The 19113-nt window shown below is 49.6% G+C and carries 16 protein-coding genes; 11 read left to right on the top strand and 5 right to left on the bottom strand.

Going from position 1 to position 19113, the window contains the following annotated elements:
* Window positions 1-181: 181 nt before the first annotated feature.
* Complete coding sequence (locus tag PPG34_RS12465; RefSeq protein WP_313833668.1) at window positions 182-1327, bottom strand: sigma-54 interaction domain-containing protein; 1146 nt, start codon at window positions 1325-1327, stop codon at window positions 182-184.
* 459 nt (window positions 1328-1786) lie between these two features.
* Between PPG34_RS12465 and PPG34_RS12460 the strand changes: the two genes are divergently transcribed.
* The 4 genes from PPG34_RS12460 to PPG34_RS12445 all read left to right on the top strand — a co-directional run bounded on the left by PPG34_RS12460 (window position 1787) and on the right by PPG34_RS12445 (window position 8289).
* Entirely contained in the window at window positions 1787-2230 is a 444-nt protein-coding gene (locus tag PPG34_RS12460) for a hypothetical protein (protein WP_313833667.1), read from the top strand.
* A gap of 139 nt (window positions 2231-2369) precedes the next feature.
* Window positions 2370-3833, top strand: a complete 1464-nt coding sequence (locus tag PPG34_RS12455; protein WP_313833666.1) for an efflux transporter outer membrane subunit — start codon at window positions 2370-2372, stop codon at window positions 3831-3833.
* Window positions 3830-5101, top strand: a complete 1272-nt coding sequence (locus PPG34_RS12450) for an efflux RND transporter periplasmic adaptor subunit (protein ID WP_313833665.1) — start codon at window positions 3830-3832, stop codon at window positions 5099-5101. The genes PPG34_RS12455 and PPG34_RS12450 overlap by 4 nt, the downstream gene beginning before the upstream one ends.
* Before the next feature lie 8 nt (window positions 5102-5109).
* Entirely contained in the window at window positions 5110-8289 is a 3180-nt protein-coding gene (locus PPG34_RS12445) for an efflux RND transporter permease subunit (protein WP_313833664.1), read from the top strand.
* Window positions 8290-8349: 60 nt separating this feature from the next.
* Here the strand turns inward: PPG34_RS12445 and PPG34_RS12440 are convergent, their stop codons facing one another.
* Window positions 8350-8802 carry a hypothetical protein gene (locus PPG34_RS12440; protein WP_313833663.1) on the bottom strand — a complete coding sequence of 151 codons (453 nt, stop codon included), beginning with the start codon at window positions 8800-8802 and terminating at the stop codon, window positions 8350-8352.
* A 236-nt stretch (window positions 8803-9038) separates the two neighbouring features.
* Between PPG34_RS12440 and PPG34_RS12435 the strand changes: the two genes are divergently transcribed.
* Window positions 9039-9665: a class I SAM-dependent methyltransferase gene (locus tag PPG34_RS12435; RefSeq protein ID WP_313833662.1), complete on the top strand. Its 627-nt coding sequence runs from the start codon at window positions 9039-9041 to the stop codon at window positions 9663-9665.
* 67 nt (window positions 9666-9732) lie between these two features.
* Here PPG34_RS12435 and PPG34_RS12430 read toward each other — a convergent pair whose 3' ends face one another.
* On the bottom strand, window positions 9733-10329 hold the full coding sequence (locus tag PPG34_RS12430; RefSeq protein ID WP_313833660.1) for a class II aldolase/adducin family protein: 597 nt from the start codon (window positions 10327-10329) through the stop codon (window positions 9733-9735).
* 178 nt (window positions 10330-10507) lie between these two features.
* Between PPG34_RS12430 and PPG34_RS12425 the strand changes: the two genes are divergently transcribed.
* A complete protein-coding gene (locus PPG34_RS12425) occupies window positions 10508-11383 on the top strand; it encodes a PPK2 family polyphosphate kinase (RefSeq protein ID WP_313833659.1) in 876 nt (291 codons plus the stop codon).
* Window positions 11384-11396: 13 nt separating this feature from the next.
* On the opposite strand, the gene PPG34_RS12420 is transcribed toward PPG34_RS12425, so the two are convergent.
* Both PPG34_RS12420 and PPG34_RS12415 read right to left on the bottom strand, forming a co-directional pair.
* Window positions 11397-12260 (bottom strand): MBL fold metallo-hydrolase, encoded by an 864-nt coding sequence (locus tag PPG34_RS12420; RefSeq protein WP_313833657.1) that lies wholly within the window; start codon window positions 12258-12260, stop codon window positions 11397-11399.
* Window positions 12261-12524: 264 nt separating this feature from the next.
* The gene (locus tag PPG34_RS12415; protein WP_313833655.1) at window positions 12525-12911 is read right to left on the bottom strand and encodes a PilZ domain-containing protein; all 387 of its coding nucleotides are present in this window, start codon (window positions 12909-12911) and stop codon (window positions 12525-12527) included.
* A 560-nt stretch (window positions 12912-13471) separates the two neighbouring features.
* On the opposite strand from PPG34_RS12415, the gene pheA reads away from it, so the two are divergent.
* From pheA to aroA, 5 genes are all read left to right on the top strand, one after another.
* Window positions 13472-14557 (top strand): prephenate dehydratase, encoded by a 1086-nt coding sequence (pheA, locus tag PPG34_RS12410; RefSeq protein WP_313833654.1) that lies wholly within the window; start codon window positions 13472-13474, stop codon window positions 14555-14557.
* A 94-nt stretch (window positions 14558-14651) separates the two neighbouring features.
* On the top strand, window positions 14652-15746 hold the full coding sequence (hisC, locus tag PPG34_RS12405; RefSeq protein WP_313833653.1) for a histidinol-phosphate transaminase: 1095 nt from the start codon (window positions 14652-14654) through the stop codon (window positions 15744-15746).
* Window positions 15747-15761: 15 nt separating this feature from the next.
* Window positions 15762-16775 carry a 3-deoxy-7-phosphoheptulonate synthase gene (aroF, locus tag PPG34_RS12400; RefSeq protein WP_313833652.1) on the top strand — a complete coding sequence of 338 codons (1014 nt, stop codon included), beginning with the start codon at window positions 15762-15764 and terminating at the stop codon, window positions 16773-16775.
* A gap of 159 nt (window positions 16776-16934) precedes the next feature.
* Window positions 16935-17807 carry a prephenate dehydrogenase gene (locus tag PPG34_RS12395; protein ID WP_313833651.1) on the top strand — a complete coding sequence of 291 codons (873 nt, stop codon included), beginning with the start codon at window positions 16935-16937 and terminating at the stop codon, window positions 17805-17807.
* Window positions 17804-19099 carry a 3-phosphoshikimate 1-carboxyvinyltransferase gene (gene aroA, locus PPG34_RS12390; protein WP_313833649.1) on the top strand — a complete coding sequence of 432 codons (1296 nt, stop codon included), beginning with the start codon at window positions 17804-17806 and terminating at the stop codon, window positions 19097-19099. The genes PPG34_RS12395 and aroA overlap by 4 nt, the downstream gene beginning before the upstream one ends.
* Window positions 19100-19113: the final 14 nt, after the last annotated feature.

Genomic DNA, 19113 nt, shown 5'->3' with positions numbered 1-19113 from the left:
CTGACAATCCTGTTCAGTGCACACCAAAATGTTCATAACCCGACAAAATTGTTTGGTTCGCAAGGAGGTTTTGGAGGGTCATTGCTGGTCGCTAGTTGCTCATCGCTGGTGAATAAAAAACTTTTTGACTGACCCCATTGTACCAAGAACGACCCACAGCCCATTTCTTGACTGAAATTGATTAAGCTTCTTCAACAAGCTGATATTTCTGCATCCTGTACGAAATCTGACGAGTGGTCATGCCCAACAACCTCGCGGCTTTGGCCTTCACCCATCCGGCTTTGGTAAGGGCTTCACGAAGGCGATCCCGCTCAATGGCATCTAACCGGTCAGGAAGTGTTTGTTGAACCGAAGAAGTTTGAGGTGCCGCGCTTGCAGTCATGCGTGTCGCCCGCATGTGTTCAAAATAAGAAGCCAACGATTCTGGAATAGAATCGATATCAATTGTCTTTGAATCTGACAACGCGACTAAACGTTCAATGCAATTTTGCAACTCCCGAATATTGCCAGGCCAATGATAAGCACTTAACAAATCCACAAAGGAAGGCGCCAGTTGAAGCATACGACGGTTCTCTTGATTGAATTTATCCAAGAAGTGGTTTATGAGTGCTGGCACATCTTCTCTTCGATCACGCAGTGGTGGTAATACGAGCGGAATGACATTTAACCGATAGTACAGATCCTCCCGAAACTCACCGGTTTGGATCATGGCTTCTAGGTTTCGGTGCGTTGCAGCAATCACCCGGACATCCGCTGGAAGAGTCTCACTGCCCCCAACCCGTTCATATTCTTTTTCCTGGAGTACACGCAGAAGCTTCACCTGCGTGGCCATTGGAATATCGCCAATTTCATCAAGAAACAAGGTTCCCCCAGACGCTTGCTCCAACCGCCCTTTTTTTCGTTGATGCGCGCCAGTGAACGCACCACGTTCATGACCGAATAAAGCTGATTCAATCAATGACTCCGGAACAGCTGCACAATGCACGGCCACAAATGGATAGCCTGCTCTTCGACTAGAAACATGAATACTTCGCGCGACCAGTTCCTTGCCGGTTCCACTCTCTCCACGAATCAATACCGTGGCTGGGGTACTCGCTATCCGTTGGATCGCTGCTTGCAGAGTCTCCATGATAGGACTCGTGCCAATCAGTACAGGCATGGCTTTGTTTCCTTTTGATCCTTTCAACGAAGTCATGGATTTCTTGGGCTCATGCCCTAATAATGCCAATGCCCGTTCTATTCGCCGCTCCGGCGAATCAAGGCTAGTCAAGATCTTTACGACCTCTTCCAGCAGATCGAGTTGAGCCATTTCAGAATGAGAAATCATTGTGTCCTTGTAACCTCAAAATACAAAAGGCGCCGAAGCTGACCAAGGGAAAAGGAAACTCCTCCCATGGTTGACCCGGCGCCTTTGCCTATCTGTCTTATCGTCAAATGATATACAAAATCTTGAGAATTTTCTGGTATCAAGTTTTCCCAGTATTCAAAACCCACCACAAAAAGTCATAAAAAAACGCCCTTTCCCAAACTTACTTGGGGAAGGACGTTCGTTGTCCTGAATACCCTATTGTAAAACACTAGGTGACCGCTCCGTCACCTACTTAACTTAATAGGTAACAGACCCCCCGCTTTCTGTCAATACGGTTTTCGAGGTTTCGATGTATCAATGAAGGAAATTGACAGCAGGAAATACTGGAATTTCCTAGAAGAAGATGGAGGTTTTTCGGTACAATGAATCACGGGGCTTACCGTTACAATTCCGCATAGGACTCATGAAGGATTCCCGATGAAAAAAAGTCGCCCAGAATTTCATTTGCCCTCTTTTTTGGGTGGAGCACTTATCGCGTCTTGTGTCATGTTGATCTCAATTCCGGCAGGAGCGTTCGAAACCGAACCGCATCCGTTGGATACTTTTCTTACAAACATTCTGAACTTTAAAGAACCTACGGGCATTCGAGGCACATTGCGATATATCAACCTTGAAGAAACAATCGTTTGGCTGAATTGGAATGAACGCTCAGACGATCGTCCCTTGTTTCAAACCAAGTGGCAGCCCGTGCCCGGCGACGCCACGTTGGCTGTCCATCCACAAGACCTTGACCAATTTCATAAGCTTCGGCAATTTTCCAAAGGGGCTCCCATCGAAATGATTATTCAGTTCGACTCTGAAGGCAAACGCAGAATCCTCTCCTACCACGACCTCACTCAGCCGCCGAAGATTCCGATGTAAATTACACCCCATACTTAAATAGTTTCTCTTTTGACCTTCTTTCATCCCAATTGATTTTTCGGATTCTAGGGCGACTCCTACCCCTTGTGCATATTGCTCTAATGGACTAGTTTTTGCGGGTATAATTTTAAAGGAATTTATGCGTCATTTTCTTTTGATCATTGCCCCTCTGTGTTTCCTAACTGGATGTGCCTTAGGACCGGACTATGAACGGCCGGACATCGAAAAACCAACACGTTTTCAGGGCCAAATCGATGGGGGGACCGAAGACATATCTTTAGCCAACATGGAGTGGTGGGACCTTTTTCACGACCCACAGCTTCAATCTCTTATCCGATCAGCCTTGGTCGAAAATAAGGACCTACGGTTGGCGGCCTCCCGCGTTCGAGAAGCTCGTTCCCAATACCGCGTAACCCAGGCGGATCAGTTTCCTCAGATTGATGGCAAAACCAGTTTTCAGCGCAACCAAACTTCGGGAGCCGTGGCTCGGCAATTTGGCATCGGGGCAGGGGCACCAAGTAATCGGGAGGGACCAACCACCAGTCAATGGAAGGCGACCTTGGACCTTTCATTTGAAATCGATCTGTGGGGAAAAATCCGTCGGGCCACGGAAGCAGCCCAAGCCGAACTCCTGGGGAAGGAATGGGCTCAGCGGACGGTTACCCTCACATTGGTTAGCGAAATTGCGCAGGCTTATTTTGACCTTCAAGAGTTAGATCGAGAGCTCCATATTGCCCAACTGACTCTCAAGACTCGCGAGGAATCCCTCGACATTATTCGATTGCGAAAGCTGATGGGACAAAGTACGGCCTTGGACATTCGTCGCGCGGAACAAGAAGTCGCGCGTGCGCAAGCGCTCATTCCAGACCTCGAGCAACAAATCGGACAAAAAGAACATCAACTCAGCATACTCATTGGCCAGAACCCACAGACCATCGTCCGGGGTGCGTCCCTGAGCGATCAAACTCTTCCGCCGGAAGTTCCTGCCGGACTGCCCTCTTCGCTACTCGAACGACGTCCCGATATTTTGGAAGCCGAACAGCAACTCGTGGCTGCCAATGCCAAAATTGGAGTGGCCAAGGCCGCATTCTTTCCACAGATTAGTCTGACCGGAAATTTTGGCGCACAAAGTTTAGAATTTTCCGATTTGTTTATAGGTTCCTCCCGCATCTGGTCACTGGGGCCGGCTATTACCCTGCCGATTTTCAATGCCGGGCGAAATCGCGCCAACCTGGAAGTGAGCAAAGCCCAACAGGAACAGGCGCTTATCACCTATGAACAAACGATTCAACAAGCCTTTCGAGAAGTGGAAGACGCATTACTCCTGCATCAAAAAACTCGAGAAATTCGCGAAGTGGAAGAACGCCTGCTTGCCGTTTCGCGGGAAGCTCGTCAGTTGGCCCAATTAGAATATCTCAACGGCAAAGCCACGTATTTGGATGTTCTCGTGGCCCAGCGCGAACTGTTCAATGCCGAAATTGCCTTCGCCCAAACCCAGCGGGACCAACTTATCGCCGTGGTTCAAGTCTATAAAGCCATCGGGGGAGGATGGAGCCAGGAACCCCCGCCTCACAACGTCGCCATGCAGGACTCGATTCAATGAACCAATCCCCTCCCCCGCCAAACCACACCTCGAAAATCCTTCGCATTCTTCTGCCAATTCTTATTGTGATCCTTGCGGCACTCGGCGCGCAGGTCCTCATCACCCATCGACCCAACGTACCGAAAATTTCACCGGGAGATCAGGCCACATTTGTGGAAGTTCTTCCAGCTCACATGCAAGACGAACGTGCCGTCATCACGGCTTTTGGTACTGTACAAGCCCATCAACAGGTTACGGTACACCCGGAAGTCGATGGACTGGTCATTCAGCAAAGCCCCGACTTAGTGAAAGGCGGAATCATCCCCGAGGACGTGGCGCTTCTGCAGATTGACCCACGCGATTACCAATTTGCCGTGGATGAAGAACGAGCTGCTGTGGCCAAGGCTGAATTTGATCTGAAAGTGGAATTCGGCAATCAAGCCGTAGCCCAACGCGAGTGGAAACTCCTCAACCCTGCAGCGGGAGAAATCAGCGACCTGAGCAAGCAACTTGCACTTCGCCGCCCGCATCTTCTTGAAAAACAAATGGCCTTGCAGGCCGCTAAAAGCCGACTAGCCAAGGCTCGATTGGATGTCCAACGGACCATTCTTACGGCACCGTTCAATGCCATGGTCCTTTCTGAATCCGTGGAAGTGGGACAGCTCATCAACACCCAAAGCTCCGTGGCCACGCTCGTGGGGACTGATGAGTTTCGCGCTCAAGTCAGTGTCCCCATACATCACCTCGATTGGATTTCCGTCCCGGACGCAGACACACGTCGCGGATCGCGCGTACGGATTATTCGTGACATTGGCCAAGGAGAGCCAGTTGTTCGTTATGGGAGAGTCGCCGAACTGTTAGGCGATGTCACCCAAAACGGGCGCATGGCGCAAGTGCTGGTCTCTATTCATGATCCACTGCAGTTAGAGAAAACCAAGACCGATCGCCGTCCCTTATTGCTGGGCGAATATGTCCGTGTGGAAATCGAAGGGCCCATCCTCCACAATGTGATCGTCTTGCCACGCCACATCATTCGAGAAGGCAGCCGCGTGTGGGTCAAAAACTCCAACAACCAGTTGGAAGTGCGTCAGGTTGAAATCCTGCTGTCCAGAAAAGATTCCGTCGTCATTAGCCAAGGCGTGAAAGAAGGTGAGCAAATCATCACGAGTCAATTGCCTGCAGGCATTCCCGGATTATTAGTCAAATCAGCTGAGGCTCCCTCTCTTCCTTCACCTGTATCGTCGCAACCTGAATCAGACACAGCATCTTCTGAAGCCCCAAGCGAGTAAATGGATTTATGACGCCTAGCGACTCACATCCTCCCCCATCCGGGCCCATTGCGTGGATGGCACGCCATACAGTCGCCGCGAATCTCGTGATGCTCATGTTTATTCTTGGGGGCCTGCTGGTCAGCACCCAGATCAAGCAGGAAGTGTTCCCTCAATTTGAAGTCGATGTGATCCGTGTTTCCGTCGCCTATCCAGGAGCCAGCCCCGAGGAGGTCGAGCAAGGCATTGTCCTCTCCATCGAAGATGCAGTTCGCGGGCTCGACGGTGTCAAGGAAGTCACGGCAACCGCCAATGAAGGCAAGGCATCCATCGAAATTGAACTCTTAACCGGCGCGAACACGAATAGCGTCTTGCAAGACGTGAATAATGAAATTGACAGCATTCAGTCGTTTCCCGAATTAGCGGAAGAACCCATCATCAGCTTAGTTGAGGTACGACATCAGGTCCTCACCGTCATGGTCTACGGCGATCAAGAAGAACAGACGCTCCGCGATGTCGCCGAGCGAATTCGCGATGAGTTGTTACAAAGGCCAGGCATCACCCTCGTGGAACTAGCCGTGGCTCGTCCACGAGAAATTTCCATTGAAGTACCCCAACAGCATCTGCGGTCGTATGGACTCACGCTCAACCAAATTGCTCGGGAAATCGGAGAAGCCGCGATCGAGCTTCCAGGTGGCGGAGTCAAAACCACCAGCGGGGAAGTGTTATTGCGAACACAAGAACGCCGAGATTTTGGGCGGGAGTATGCCGGAATTCCCATCGCTTCGACCCCTGATGGCGCGACGATCACTGTCGGGGATATTGCCACGATAAAAGACGGATTTGAGGATACTGACGAAATCGCGTTTTACAATGGGCAACGAGCCATTCTGGTGAATGTCTTTCGCGTGGGACATGAAACGCCCCAATCGGTCTCCAATAATGTGTACGCCTATCTCGATGAATTACGACCGGAACTTCCCGAAGGCCTTCGAGTAGATATTTGGGGAGACCAATCCGAAATCTATCGTGATCGCATGCAGCTGTTATTAAAAAATGCGTTCCTGGGATTGATTCTGGTCTTATTGCTGCTGGGATTCTTCTTGGATCTTCGACTCGCCTTTTGGGTGACGATGGGAATCCCAACCTCCATCATTGGTGCCTTCCTGTTCATTCCCCTGACCGACGCCTCCATCAATATGATCTCGTTGTTTGCCTTTATTATTACTTTGGGAATCATTGTCGACGATGCGGTCATGGCCGGAGAAATCGTCTACCAAAAACGGGAACAGGGCATGCCATTTCTCCAAGCAGCAATTTCAGGCGCTCAGGAAATTGCCGGACCGATCACGTTTGCGGTGCTCACGAACGTCGCAGCCTTTCTCCCCCTGTTTTTCGTGCCAGGCACCATGGGCAATTTTATGCGACAAATTCCAGCCGTGGTTGTCGCCGTATTTTTCGTATCCCTGATTGAATCTCTCTTTGTCTTGCCCGCGCATTTGGCCGGCACGCGAGAGGCATCACCATTATGGAACGTCCTCGATCGGCCACGACTGAAGTTCAGCCAAGCTCTCCACTCGTTTATTCATGAACGCTATCAACCGTTTCTTCGACTGGTCCTCACTTTTCGCTATTTAACCGTCTCCATAGGGCTCGCGTTATTAATCTTGGCCATAGGCACTGTGGCAGGTGGACATATTCCCTTTAGCTTCATCCCTGGCATTGACTCCGAACTTGTTATGGCTCAAGCCACACTTCCTTACGGAACTCCCATGGAATATTCACGAGAGGTATTACAGCGCCTTCAGCAAGGCGCTAATGCCACCGTTGAGCAACATGGCGGCAAAGATATTTTACGCGGCATTTTTGGTCAGATTGGCTCCGCCTTGCCACGGGTAGGACCAGCCGATGCCCCGCCGGGTCTAGCCGGAAGCCATCTAGTAGGCATGATGGTGTATCTGGTTCCGGCAGATAAACGAGATTTCAGTGGTGCGGATTTTTCAAATGATTGGCGGGCGGCCATCGGAACAATCCCTGGACTCGAGTCTCTCACCTTTAAATCCGAAACCGGTCCCACGGGTGGGGCACCCATTGACATTCAACTCACCCATCGATCCCGGCCCATTTTGGAAACAGCCGCGAAAGAACTGGCCGAAGCCCTGTCACATTATGCCGGAGTCACGGACATTGATGACGGTGTGTCGCTAGGCAAACCCCAACGGAGTTTCCGAATCAAACCCGAAGGTCGCAGTTTGGGGCTCAACGCGACACAGCTCGCACAGCAAGTCCGTGGAGCCTTTTATGGGGTAGAAGCCTTACGTCAACAGCGTGGACGCAACGAAGTGAAGGTGATGGTTCGGCTACCGGAGGAAGAACGCCGTTCGTATTTCACGGTGGAACATTTAATCTTACTCACCAAGGAAGGGGGAGAGATTCCGCTTGCCGAAGCCGCGGAGATTGAGTCAGGACATGCCTACACGGAAATCAAACGCCGAGATGGTCGACGCGTTGTAGCAGTCACGGGCGACGTGGATGATCAACTCGCCAACGCGAATACCATAATTGCCGAACTCACAGCCAACGAATTGGACGCGTTAATCCAAAAATATCCTGGGCTGAATTACTCATTGGAAGGAGAACAAGCCTCTCAGCAAGAATCCCTCTCAGCATTGGCCGTCGGGTTTGCCTTAGCCATGTTGCTCATTTATGGCTTACTGGCCATTCCGTTCAGAAGTTATATCCAGCCACTCATCGTCATGCTCAGTATTCCCTTTGGAATTATTGGAGCGGTCGCCGGCCATTTTCTTTTGGGATATGGTCTCAGCATCATTAGTCTCTTTGGAATCATTGCGTTGGCTGGGGTCGTCGTCAACGATTCACTCGTACTCATCGTCGCCACCAATCAACTTCGCGATGAAAAACATATTCCGTTGATCGAGGCCATTGTTCAAGGAGCTATGAGACGCTTTCGGCCTATCGTCCTAACCTCCTTGACGACCTTCTTTGGATTAGCACCGATGATTTTTGAAACGGCCCTACAAGCCAGATTTATTATTCCCATGGCGATCTCACTCGGATTCGGCATTTTATTTGGAACGGTGATCATTTTGACCATCGTGCCCTCGGTCTATCTCATAGTCGAAGATTTTTTGGGAAACCATCGGATCGCTCTGGAGGTTGAGGAAACACCTGTATCTAATATCACGTGAGGTGCCCCTCGCCTTCTTTTATCGGAGATACAAGACACCCGAGATGCGAGTGGAAGCCAATTAGTGCCTTGAAGATTCACCTGTCGCAAAAATAGCCAACAACGTGAGCAATCTTCCACATTTGAGCGTAGGACTCCCGAAAGGGTCTTCATCTTTGGGAGCGACAGCGGGCTCAGATTCAATCTTTGGCTTTGGGGTAGGGGGTGCTTTCGCAACTTGCGGTGCGGCAGGTTGGGATTCTATATCCAAGGGAGAGGCTTCATCGGTGATATCTGACGACACGCGGAAGATCCCCTGAGACCCATCTTCGCGCTCACAATGAACCGTCCACCGCTTCCCATTGGATTTTCCAAGAGAGATCGCCGAATTTGCAGTGGCGATTTCAGATTGTGTGGCTTGGGAAGAAGTTTCCTGCCCTAAAACATCTCCCGTTGCAGAAGAAACCAGAAGACAAAAGACGACTCCCATCACATCCAATGAAACTTCGAATTTGCAGAAGCACCGTTTCATCATTTTGACCTTTGGAGACAGTTCAACAGAACTAAAGCTTTCTCCCCTTGCGACAGGGAAACCAAATTATTATTGTTTCATTCCGTCGCTGATTGCCTATTCCTTTTTATTTTCTTTTCCCTCTTTAATTTATCGGTCAGGCTATCGATAATCTTGCAAGAGGGCAGAATCCATGCCTCCAATCTGCCTGAAGGGAAACAAATGCACATGAACACCCGCAATGCGTGAATATCTCAGGAATGAGCTCACTTAGATTAACCACCAAACGGACCATTCAGGCTTATACTTCTGGTTCCGAGGACTATTTTGCGGAATGGCATCGTCGTACCTATCGCACCCCTCCTCTCCTAACCACATGGATTCACCAACTTCCCAAGCACCCCCAACTCTTGGACTTGGGGTGCGGCCTCGGGCAAGATAGCCGATATCTTCGACAACAGAAGTTTCATGTTGTGGGCCTCGATATGACATGGCCCTTCCTTCAGGTGGCAAGAAAGCGCAGCTGGAGATTGTCCTTGGTTCAGGCAGATATTGAACGGCTCCCTTTCTTGCCACTCACGTTCCATGGGATTTGGGCCGCAGCGTCGCTGATTCATACCCCCAAATCCCTCGCCCCCCGAATCTTCCAAGAACTTCATGACATGGCGAAGCCCGGTGGACTATTGGGAGCCACTCTGTTGCATGGAAAAGGATCAGGATTTCTGGGCAATCAATGGATTCCAGGCCGATTTCTTTCGAAGTGGCACAAACAGGAATTGCACCAAATGATGGGAAAGGCCGGATGGGAGGTGGTGTTCCTGAAAACGGTCGTCAACCAGGAGCGAAAAGGCCGATGGCTCAATGTGCTGGCAAAACGGAAAACGTAATGCAAAAGATAAAAAATTTTACAAGTAATACCCGTTAGGGATCACGCTTTACACATCAGGATCCCCGTTAAGGCGCCACCCCACTTTTCAGAGCAATTTCACAAATATGATCGAGCCGTTCAATGTGCTCGTAGGCCGACCACGGATCTGACGCCATGGCACAGACCCCATGGTTAGCTTGACCAACAATATCATATTGCCCCGCGGGATTGGCTTCAGTCACACCCAAGGCCACCGCTGTTGCATCTCCCAGCTCAGTGCTAATGGCCGGAAGAAACGGAACAGAAGCCCCGACCCGAGTATACCGATGAATCTCGGGAAACTGTTCACACAGTTTCGGCAAATCAAATCCTCGATACATGGCCGCAACGACATGGGTAGGGTGCACATGAACCACCGCCCGAGTTTTGGGATACCCCTTGGTCAACAAATAATGCATATGTAATTCGCCGGAAGGCGAGGCACCCTCGGGAATAAACATTTGTCCATCTTTTAATTTAATTTTGACCATATGTTCAGGATGCACAATGGTTTTTCTCCACCCTGAAGGCGTGATATATAAATACGTGCTCCGAGCTGGTTTCACACTGCAATTGCCATCTCGCGTCGTAATCCACCCTCGTTCATAACATCGCCGTAATACATCTCCAATCGCTGTGATCATGCTACCGTTCCTTCGTTGAAATTTATCTTTGGCCTTCTGACTTCTTGTCGGTTAATGACTGATCAAAACTAAATGCCGTGAGCATGAAAAAGAAAAATTTTCTCTTAGTTTTTAACCATGCGTAGTGATCCGTTAAACTCGGTTCGAAATTATCTCTTCGATCTGATACAACCCTTCCATGTTTGAAACCCGCTCTCATCCTTTTCTCGTTCCCTACACCGGCACATTCACCGTGAAAGATGCTCGGACCATTCCATTGGTAGGCGCTCCAGGGAGAAAAGCATGTATGGTGCAACTCCAAAAATTAGTAAAGGAGTTGGATGATGTGCAGAGGATGCTCTATGCCAATGGCCAGTATTCTCTATTGTTGATTTTTCAGGCCATGGATGCGGCGGGAAAAGATAGTACTATCCGCGCCGTCATGAATGGTATCGACCCCTCTGGTTGCCAGGTGTTCTCGTTTAAAGCACCTTCGACATTGGAACGTGCCCACGATTTTTTATGGCGAACGACCATCCGACTCCCCGAACGAGGAAAGATTGGGATTTTCAACCGAAGTTATTACGAAGAGGTACTCGTGGTCCGTGTGCATTCCCAATACTTGGAAATGCAAAGCCTCCCCAACCACATAGACTTAGAACGGCTGTGGGAAGATCGGCATGAATCCATTCTTGATCATGAGAAGCATCTTGCCAGAAATGGAACAATTATTCTGAAGTTTTGGCTTAATGTTTCCAAGGCTGAACAAAAGAAACGTTTCCTGTCCCGCCTGAGTCATCCTCAAAAACACTGGAAATTTGCACAAGCGGATGTGGATGAGCGCCAACTCTGGGGCAAATATATGAGGGCTTATGAAGACTGCTTAAATGCCACATCCCGACCATGGGCCCCGTGGTATGCCATTCCCGCCGATGACAAACCGTACATGCGCCTGTGTGTTGCTCAGATCATCGTTGATACGCTCAAAAGTTTGGGGTTGGAATATCCAAAAGTGGGGATCAAAGAAAAAGCCCAATTCTCCCGAATGAAAAAGAAATTGGAAAAAGGGGGCTAAGCCCAGAACTGGCCTAAGCACGCAATTCAACCAAGGCCTTCACATAACCACGCATCGTCTTAGCCTCGAAATAGGCCCTATGCCCATGGCCCGGAAGCACCCATTCAAACGGCACATCCAGAAGCCGGGTCAAGGATTCCATCAATTTTTCCTTATCCCAAATTAAAACCGAGGGCGCGTCTAACTGTCCCCTAATCGGATCCCACCAAAGATGGTCGCCGGAAAAGAGAAACCGATTGTTGTAGAGTAGAGCCAGACTTCCCTGCGTATGCCCGGGTACGGGAATGAATGAAAATTCTGGACCTACTTGGACCACGTCTTCACCCTCCACTACCCATTCGGCCTCTGGCAAAGCCCGAAGGTCTTCCCGATGGATGATTCGTGTGGCCTCAAACACCTTCGCATAGCGGCTGGCATCGGCCACATCATCCTCATGGCTCAAAAAAATGTACCGAATCCCGCCCCGCTCTTTGAAGGCATCGACCAAGTGCTTAACATATCGTGGTGAGTCGATCAGCCAATTCCCCTCAGGATGTTCCACAAAATAGCTGTTCGCCCCAAATGACTTTTCGGAATTGAACCCGTTGTACAACACACCAGTTTCCAGCTCCATCGGAAATGACGCTTTCGCTTTGGTGAATTCGAAGTCATTATGCTCTAGCACCCCTATTGATCCGACCGGACAGGCTATTAACGCCTGATAGGCTTCAGACTCCTCAGTCTTATTTTCAGGTTGGTGGAACACCGTAGAGTAGTTGCCATCCTCGACAAATGTTGTCGGGGCTAACTGTCGACAAGTATCACAATCGATACATGTGGAATCGACAAAGAAATTACCTTCGATATTGCTGACAAGACGTTTGGAAAAATTGGCCATAAAAAACCCTTCATGAGGATTGTAACAACTGCATTGCTTTTATGGGAAGAAAATTAGGAGTGGATTATATAATACAGGGACGAAACCCCGTGTCATTTAAATAATCTCATAGCTGGACCGTGGGGTGTTCAGTGGCAATATTATTTGAAAATCCTCTCCCATTTTCCAAATGGGAAAACTCCATGGTTACCCCGCAGCAACTACCGGAACAAGAAAGTTCAAAATCTGGATTCGCAGGAGAGGGAGTAATAGATTCTTAACACGTTATGATGGATTAAGACCTACATGGTGAGTCAACTCATTTTCCACCTGATCTATCTGATCGCCACTATTATACATAACGAGATTTTGCAAATGCTGAAGACTTTCAGGGCCGAGAATTTTCGTAAACTGAAGGGCCATACCTTCAGAATCGTTTCGAATCACCTGTGCTTCTGTTTGAATGGTGATGGCCTCCACACCTCCTTCAAGCATCAAATTTAGAGTACAGGGCGTCTCAATGGGGAGATGGGTTGGGCAGGTCAGAAATAAACCACTCATACTGACATTGGCTAAAGATCCTGCAATATCCACGGTTTCCCCGGAGCGAAGTTCTGTCAACAAGTTCACCCTCACACGGGTAAATTGTCGCCGGTTGTCTGTGCTTTCCATAAGCTGTCACCCCTCCCATGAATTCGGACCTTCCTGCTCGGCGCCAGACACCACCGACTCAGGGCCGTCCATTCTGGAAATGAGAATGGACTATAACCATAAATTGCAACCCAGTGAAACAAAAGGGCCTAACCCACATAAGCTGCAACTATGTGTTACCTATCCACATCTTACCCCGTTATCGGTTGGAGCATGTGGAATATAAATGTCAAAGCTTTAGTAGGCGAATTGTACCAACGAGAATTGCCTTGGGCTGGTCACTCAAGAAGGGAAAACTCGCGTTAAGACTTTGTTCATTTATCACAATAGGAACATTAATTCCTTCATTATCATCAGGCAAAGTACTTGGATCGCGGGAAATTCACCGAAGGATTTTTTCTCACCTTGAATGGTCAAATTCAGCAATCACTCCATTGAGTGACCGAAATTACTGATTCAAAATCGAGAAAAAACCTCGTGGCGACCGAGTCAGATCTGCTCTCAGCTTTCTTGCAAAGTGCCAGGATTCTGCGTATGCTTCCCGGTCAACTCTTCACCCATGTTTTTCCCAAACAGTTTGTATGAGCGAGCAACTAAAAATAGAGGATTCCCGAAAGGAAATTGATCGGCTGGATGATGAAATCCTACGGTTGCTAAATGAGCGCTCACAACACGTGATTGCCATTGGCAAAGCCAAGCGCAAGGCCGATCCCAATGCTTTGCTACACACCCCAGGTCGAGAAGCCGCAATTGTCGAACGTTTGACCAAAAAGAACCCCGGTCCGTTCCCCAATGAAGCCATTCGCCCCGTCTACCGTGAGATCATGTCTGCGTCCCTCTCTCTTGAGGGCACGCAAACCGTGGCCTACCTTGGCCCGCCTGCGACCTTTACCCATATCGCCGCGCTCGGAAAGTTTGGAGAGTCGGCCAAATACTTGCCGGTCAATGGAATCAAAGAAGTCTTTAATGAAGTGGAACGGGGACGGGCGATTTACGGTGTGGTGCCCATTGAAAATTCCACGGAAGGGGTGGTGAATTACACTCTGGATATGTTCATTGATTCGAATTTGATGATTTATGGGGAGGTCGAGCAGGAAGTGTCCCATCACCTGATGTCAAAATCCACCGCTTTGGAAGACATCAAAATTATCTATTCACACCCCCAAGCCTTAGCCCAATGCCGTAATTGGCTGGATACTCATTTGCCCAATGTGCCGGTCGCGGAAACCCCCAGTACCTCACGCGCCGCCGAACGCTGCACTGAAGATCCCACCGCAGCGGCTATTGCCTCGGAATTAGCCGCTGAAATGTATGGATTGCAAATTTTAAAATCCCGAATCGAAGATAACATTAATAATTTCACGCGGTTTTTGGTCCTCTGCAAACATGCTTCCGATCCCACGGGAAAAGACAAGACCTCCATTATGCTGTCGGTCAAGGATCGCGCAGGCGCGCTGTACGATTTGCTTCGCCCCTTTGCGTCGAATGGCATTAGCATGACGAAGATTGAATCCCGTCCCTCGAGACGAAAAGCTTGGGAATATATTTTCTTTGTCGACGTGGAAGGGCACAACAGCGAAGACCGAATTCGGCGGACCCTCGACGAAATCAAACCTCGCTGCTTATTTCTTAAAGTTCTTGGGTCCTATCCCATGCATGCCTCTTGATGAAAAAAACATCATTCGCATCTCGTGAAGCGTATCTCGTAAATAAATACGAATGCCCGGCACGAGATACGAGATACTAAATACGAGATACAAAATGCCCCTTCACGTTCATCCAGATATTGCCAAACTCGTCCCCTATTCTCCCGGAAAGCCCCTCGACGAATTGGAGCGAGAATTAGGCATTCGAGGAGCAGTCAAGCTGGCATCGAATGAAAACCCCCTGGGGCCTTCTCCCAAAGCCATTGCCGCACTCGGTGAAAGCACGGAAACACTCCATCTGTACCCGGATGGCGGCGCCCATCATTTAACCCATGCCCTTGCCGACCGATTAAAAGTCTCTTTGAACCAGATCGCTGTAGGGAATGGATCGGATGAGATCATTAGCCTGTTAGTCAAAGCCTTTGTCGCCCCCGGCGATGAAGCGGTCATAGCAGATCACACCTTCGTGATGTATAAGCTGGCCGTGACAGGTGGGCATGGGATCATCAAAGAAGTCCCATTAAAAAATTGGTGTCATGATTTGCCGGCCATGGCCAAGGCCATCACCGACCGTACGCGACTAGTCTTTATCTGCAATCCAAATAACCCCACCGGGACTATCGTCACCAAAGATGAATTGGCGGCGTTCATGGCGAATGTCCCAGATCACGTGATTGTGGTTTTTGATGAAGCTTATTACGAATATGTCCGGCACCCGCAGTTTCCAGACACCCTTCAATATGTGAGGGATAACCGACAGGTGGCCGTGCTTCGAACATTTTCCAAGATTTACGGATTAGCCGGGTTGCGCATCGGCTATGGCGTGACCACTCCCGAAATCGTGGATTACCTACACCGGGTACGGAATCCCTTCAACACGAATGCTCTCGCGCAAAAGGCTGCGATGGCCGCGTTACGCGATGAGGAGCATGTGGCTACCAGCCGTATCCTCAATGAATCCGAAATGGAGATACTAGAAGGTGAACTCCGTGATTTAAGGTTGTCTCCCATTCCCAGCCAAGCCAACTTTCTCTACTTTGACACCCATCGCGATGGGCACGATATTTTCAATCGATTGCTCAAAGAGGGCGTAATTGTTCGGCACATTCGGGGATCCATGATCCGCGTCACCATTGGCCAGCCCGATGAAAACGTCCGGTTTGTCCGGGCTCTCAAAAAGGTTCTTGAGGAATCTGCCGCGAGCAATTAAGAGAAGTAATCATTTATGATCATCGTCTTTAAACCACAAGCCACTGAAGAAGACATTGACCATGTCACAGATCGTCTGCGCGAACTCGGGTTGAAATCCCAAATTTCCCAAGGCGAAGAACGTACCATAATTGGCGTCATTGGGGATGAACGATTGCTGGACAACCAACCTTTGAGCGTCTTTCCCGGTGTAGAAAGCGTCACGCCAATCATGGCCCCCTGGAAATTGGTTAGCCGGGAATTCCAAAAACAGAATACAGTCATCGATATCGGGAACATCCAAATCGGTGGAAACCGAATAGTGGTTATGGCTGGCCCCTGTGCCGTGGAAAAACTGGAAATCACCGTGGGTATTGCCAAGGAAGTCAAAGCCGCAGGGGGATGTATTTTACGGGGTGGGGCCTATAAGCCACGAACCTCCCCGTATTCCTTCCAAGGCTTGGGCCGGGAAGGCCTCGACTTTCTTGCCGAAGCCAAGAAACAAACTGGGCTTCCCGTGGTCAGCGAAATCCTTGATCCACGAGATACTGATATATTTTTGGAAAAGGCCGACATAATCCAAATCGGCGCTCGCAACATGCAAAACTTCGAGCTCCTAAAAGAAGTGGGCGCTTATGATAAACCGGTGTTACTCAAACGCGGCATGTCCGCCACCGTCAAAGAATTTTTGTTATCCGCGGAATACATCATGTCACGTGGCAATCGGAACGTGATGTTATGCGAACGAGGCATTCGAACGTTTGAAACCCACTATCGCAATACATTGGATCTTTCGGCGGTTCCCGCCTTAAAGGAAATGTCTCATTTACCCGTGATCGTGGACCCCAGTCATGCCACCGGGAAATGGAATCTTGTTGCACCCCTCGCCAAGGCCGCCATTGCGGCAGGCGCCGATGGTCTGTTGATTGAAGTCCATTCCAACCCAGAATGCGCCCTGTGCGACGGGGAGGAATCCATTAAGCCCAAGCGATTTAAGGAATTGATGATTGACCTCAAAAAAATCGCTGAAGCCGTAGGACGGGATTTATAGCTACCTCAAAATCGTTGTTCCTAATTTCGCATCTCGTGTTTCGTATTTTTATGAGTTCCGAACCTAGCATTCTCATTCATAATCCATAATCAATATGTTGACTCGGCCTTTCGTTTTTTCACGAAATACGAGTGACGAGATACCTACGGCGTTTACCCAATGACTGTTCATTTCAAACAAGTCACGATTGTCGGGGTCGGCCTGATCGGCGGATCATTAGGCATGATTCTCAAACAGCAAGGCCTGGCAGATCAAGTCGTGGGCGTGGGCCGAACTATTGAGAATTTGGAATTGGCCATCAAGATCGGGGCCATTGACCGCCACGTTCAAGATCCTCAACTCGTCATGCCGGGAACGGATCTCGTCATTTTAGCCACCCCCATCGAAAGTTATTCCGGCCACTTAAAACAATGGGGCCGATACCTCGCAGAGGGCACCATTGTCAGCGACGTGGGCAGCGTAAAAGGGCCACTCGTCGAACAAGCTGAATCTCTCATGCCTCCGGGCGTACACTTTGTCGGTGCGCATCCTATTGCCGGTAAGGAAAAATCCGGGGCAGGGGCGGCGACCAGTGATTTATATCAAAACGCCTTATGCCTCTTAACGCCAACCGCCAGGACCAACGCTGAGGCCTTAGGAAAAATTCGGCACATGTGGGAAGTTGCAGGATCCAACGTACATTCAATCGACCCCTTTTTACATGATTGGATTTTAGGAGCCGTGAGCCACTTACCCCATGTGGCAGCCTTTGCGCTCATGAATGCGTTGAGTGATTTGCAACAGCACACCAAGGGGGATGCCGAGTTATTGAATTATTCCGGTGGCGGGCTTCGCGATACCACACGAATCGCCGCCAGCTCCCCTGAGATGTGGAGAGATATCTTTTTATGGAATAAGGATAATCTCGTCCTCATGATTGAAACTCTTGAAAAACATCTACAACGCATGAAGTCGTACATTCAACAAAATGACGAAGCCGGGATTGAGCATGAAATCGCCAAGGCCCGTGACGCACGGCAACGCTTGAAATGAATTCTTTGACCATTACACCCAGAGGTTCGCTCAGAGGAACGATTCACGTTCCCGGTGATAAGTCCATTACCCATCGGGCATTAATCTTAAGCGCCCTGGGTGAGGGATCCGCCACGATCAGAGGATATTGTCGAGGACAAGATTGCCTGAATACGCTTACGGCACTGCAACAGTTGGGAATTTTCATTCAGATCGAAACCGACCAGGTCCAGGTTTCCGGGAAAGGGTTATGGGGCCTTACCGAACCAACGGAACCTTTAGATTGTGGAAATTCCGGCACCGGACTAAGGCTTCTCACCGGCGTCTTGGCTGGACAACAGTTTTTTTCTGTGTTGACGGGGGACGCTTCACTGCGCAGCCGCCCGATGGGACGCATCGTGAAACCCCTTCAACAGATGGGTGCTCACATTCAAGGACGAAAAGGGGGGGAATTAGCGCCATTGGCCGTCACAGGAAGTCCTCTGAAGGGAATCGATTACCTATCACCCGTCTCAAGCGCACAGATTAAATCCTCGGTGTTATTGGCTGGACTGTTTGCAGAGGGGGAAACTCGATTCACTGAACCGCTGCAATCCCGTGACCATACTGAACGAATGTTCCGATTTCTGGGGATCCCCTTTAGTACGGAAGGCAATACGATCCGAGTGACTGGTCGGCCCTCATTTCAGACCAAGGACCTTTTTGTGCCGGGCGATCTTTCCGCCGCAGCCTTCTTTATTGTCGGGGCTTCCATTGTTCCGGATTCCGAGGTTCGCATTCCCAACATAGGCCTCAATCCGGCTCGAACCGGGATTCTCGATATTCTCCAACAAATGGGAGCCAACATTCGGATTGAAAAGCCGCGTGAGGAATCTGGAGAACCGGTTGGCGACCTGGTCGTTCGGACAGCCCAACTTCGTGGTATTTCCATAGGAGCTTCCCAAGTACCCAAAACCATTGATGAATTTCCTATTTTTTGCGTAGCGGCAGCCATGGCCGAGGGCCAAACAACAGTGACAGGGGCCGAAGAGCTACGCGTTAAAGAAACCGATCGCATCAAAGCCATGGCCACGGAACTACAAAAGCTCCATGTGGATATCCAAGAGACTCCAGACGGGTTTATTGTCCAGGGTGGCTCGAAAATTCAAGGCGGACGTTGCACTAGTTATGGGGATCACCGAGTGGCCATGGCCATAGCCATAGCGGCATTAACAGCCTCCTCACCCACCAAAATCGAAGATACCGATTGCATCGAAACCTCTTTTCCTGGATTTCATGACAAACTATTGGAATTATTGACAAATTCCAATTGAATCCTATAATAATC

The sequence above is a fragment of the Candidatus Nitronereus thalassa genome, from assembly GCF_032191465.1.
Lineage (GTDB): Bacteria > Nitrospirota > Nitrospiria > Nitrospirales > UBA8639 > Nitronereus > Nitronereus thalassa.
Note: the sequence above shows the minus strand (reverse complement) of the source record. Positions and strands in the feature narration are given on the sequence as shown.

Excerpts from the sequence above, each read along its gene's own strand:
- PPG34_RS12465 (WP_313833668.1), bottom strand. The coding sequence starts at position 1,327 with ATGATTTCTCATTCTGAAATGGCTCAACTCGATCTGCTGGAAGAGGTC.
- PPG34_RS12460 (WP_313833667.1), top strand. The coding sequence starts at position 1,787 with ATGAAAAAAAGTCGCCCAGAATTTCATTTGCCCTCTTTTTTGGGTGGA.
- PPG34_RS12455 (WP_313833666.1), top strand. The coding sequence starts at position 2,370 with ATGCGTCATTTTCTTTTGATCATTGCCCCTCTGTGTTTCCTAACTGGA.
- PPG34_RS12450 (WP_313833665.1), top strand. The coding sequence starts at position 3,830 with ATGAACCAATCCCCTCCCCCGCCAAACCACACCTCGAAAATCCTTCGC.
- PPG34_RS12445 (WP_313833664.1), top strand. The coding sequence starts at position 5,110 with ATGACGCCTAGCGACTCACATCCTCCCCCATCCGGGCCCATTGCGTGG.
- PPG34_RS12440 (WP_313833663.1), bottom strand. The coding sequence starts at position 8,802 with ATGATGAAACGGTGCTTCTGCAAATTCGAAGTTTCATTGGATGTGATG.
- PPG34_RS12435 (WP_313833662.1), top strand. The coding sequence starts at position 9,039 with ATGAGCTCACTTAGATTAACCACCAAACGGACCATTCAGGCTTATACT.
- PPG34_RS12430 (WP_313833660.1), bottom strand. The coding sequence starts at position 10,329 with ATGATCACAGCGATTGGAGATGTATTACGGCGATGTTATGAACGAGGG.
- PPG34_RS12425 (WP_313833659.1), top strand. The coding sequence starts at position 10,508 with ATGTTTGAAACCCGCTCTCATCCTTTTCTCGTTCCCTACACCGGCACA.
- PPG34_RS12420 (WP_313833657.1), bottom strand. The coding sequence starts at position 12,260 with ATGGCCAATTTTTCCAAACGTCTTGTCAGCAATATCGAAGGTAATTTC.
- PPG34_RS12415 (WP_313833655.1), bottom strand. The coding sequence starts at position 12,911 with ATGGAAAGCACAGACAACCGGCGACAATTTACCCGTGTGAGGGTGAAC.
- pheA (WP_313833654.1), top strand. The coding sequence starts at position 13,472 with ATGAGCGAGCAACTAAAAATAGAGGATTCCCGAAAGGAAATTGATCGG.
- hisC (WP_313833653.1), top strand. The coding sequence starts at position 14,652 with ATGCCCCTTCACGTTCATCCAGATATTGCCAAACTCGTCCCCTATTCT.
- aroF (WP_313833652.1), top strand. The coding sequence starts at position 15,762 with ATGATCATCGTCTTTAAACCACAAGCCACTGAAGAAGACATTGACCAT.
- PPG34_RS12395 (WP_313833651.1), top strand. The coding sequence starts at position 16,935 with ATGACTGTTCATTTCAAACAAGTCACGATTGTCGGGGTCGGCCTGATC.
- aroA (WP_313833649.1), top strand. The coding sequence starts at position 17,804 with ATGAATTCTTTGACCATTACACCCAGAGGTTCGCTCAGAGGAACGATT.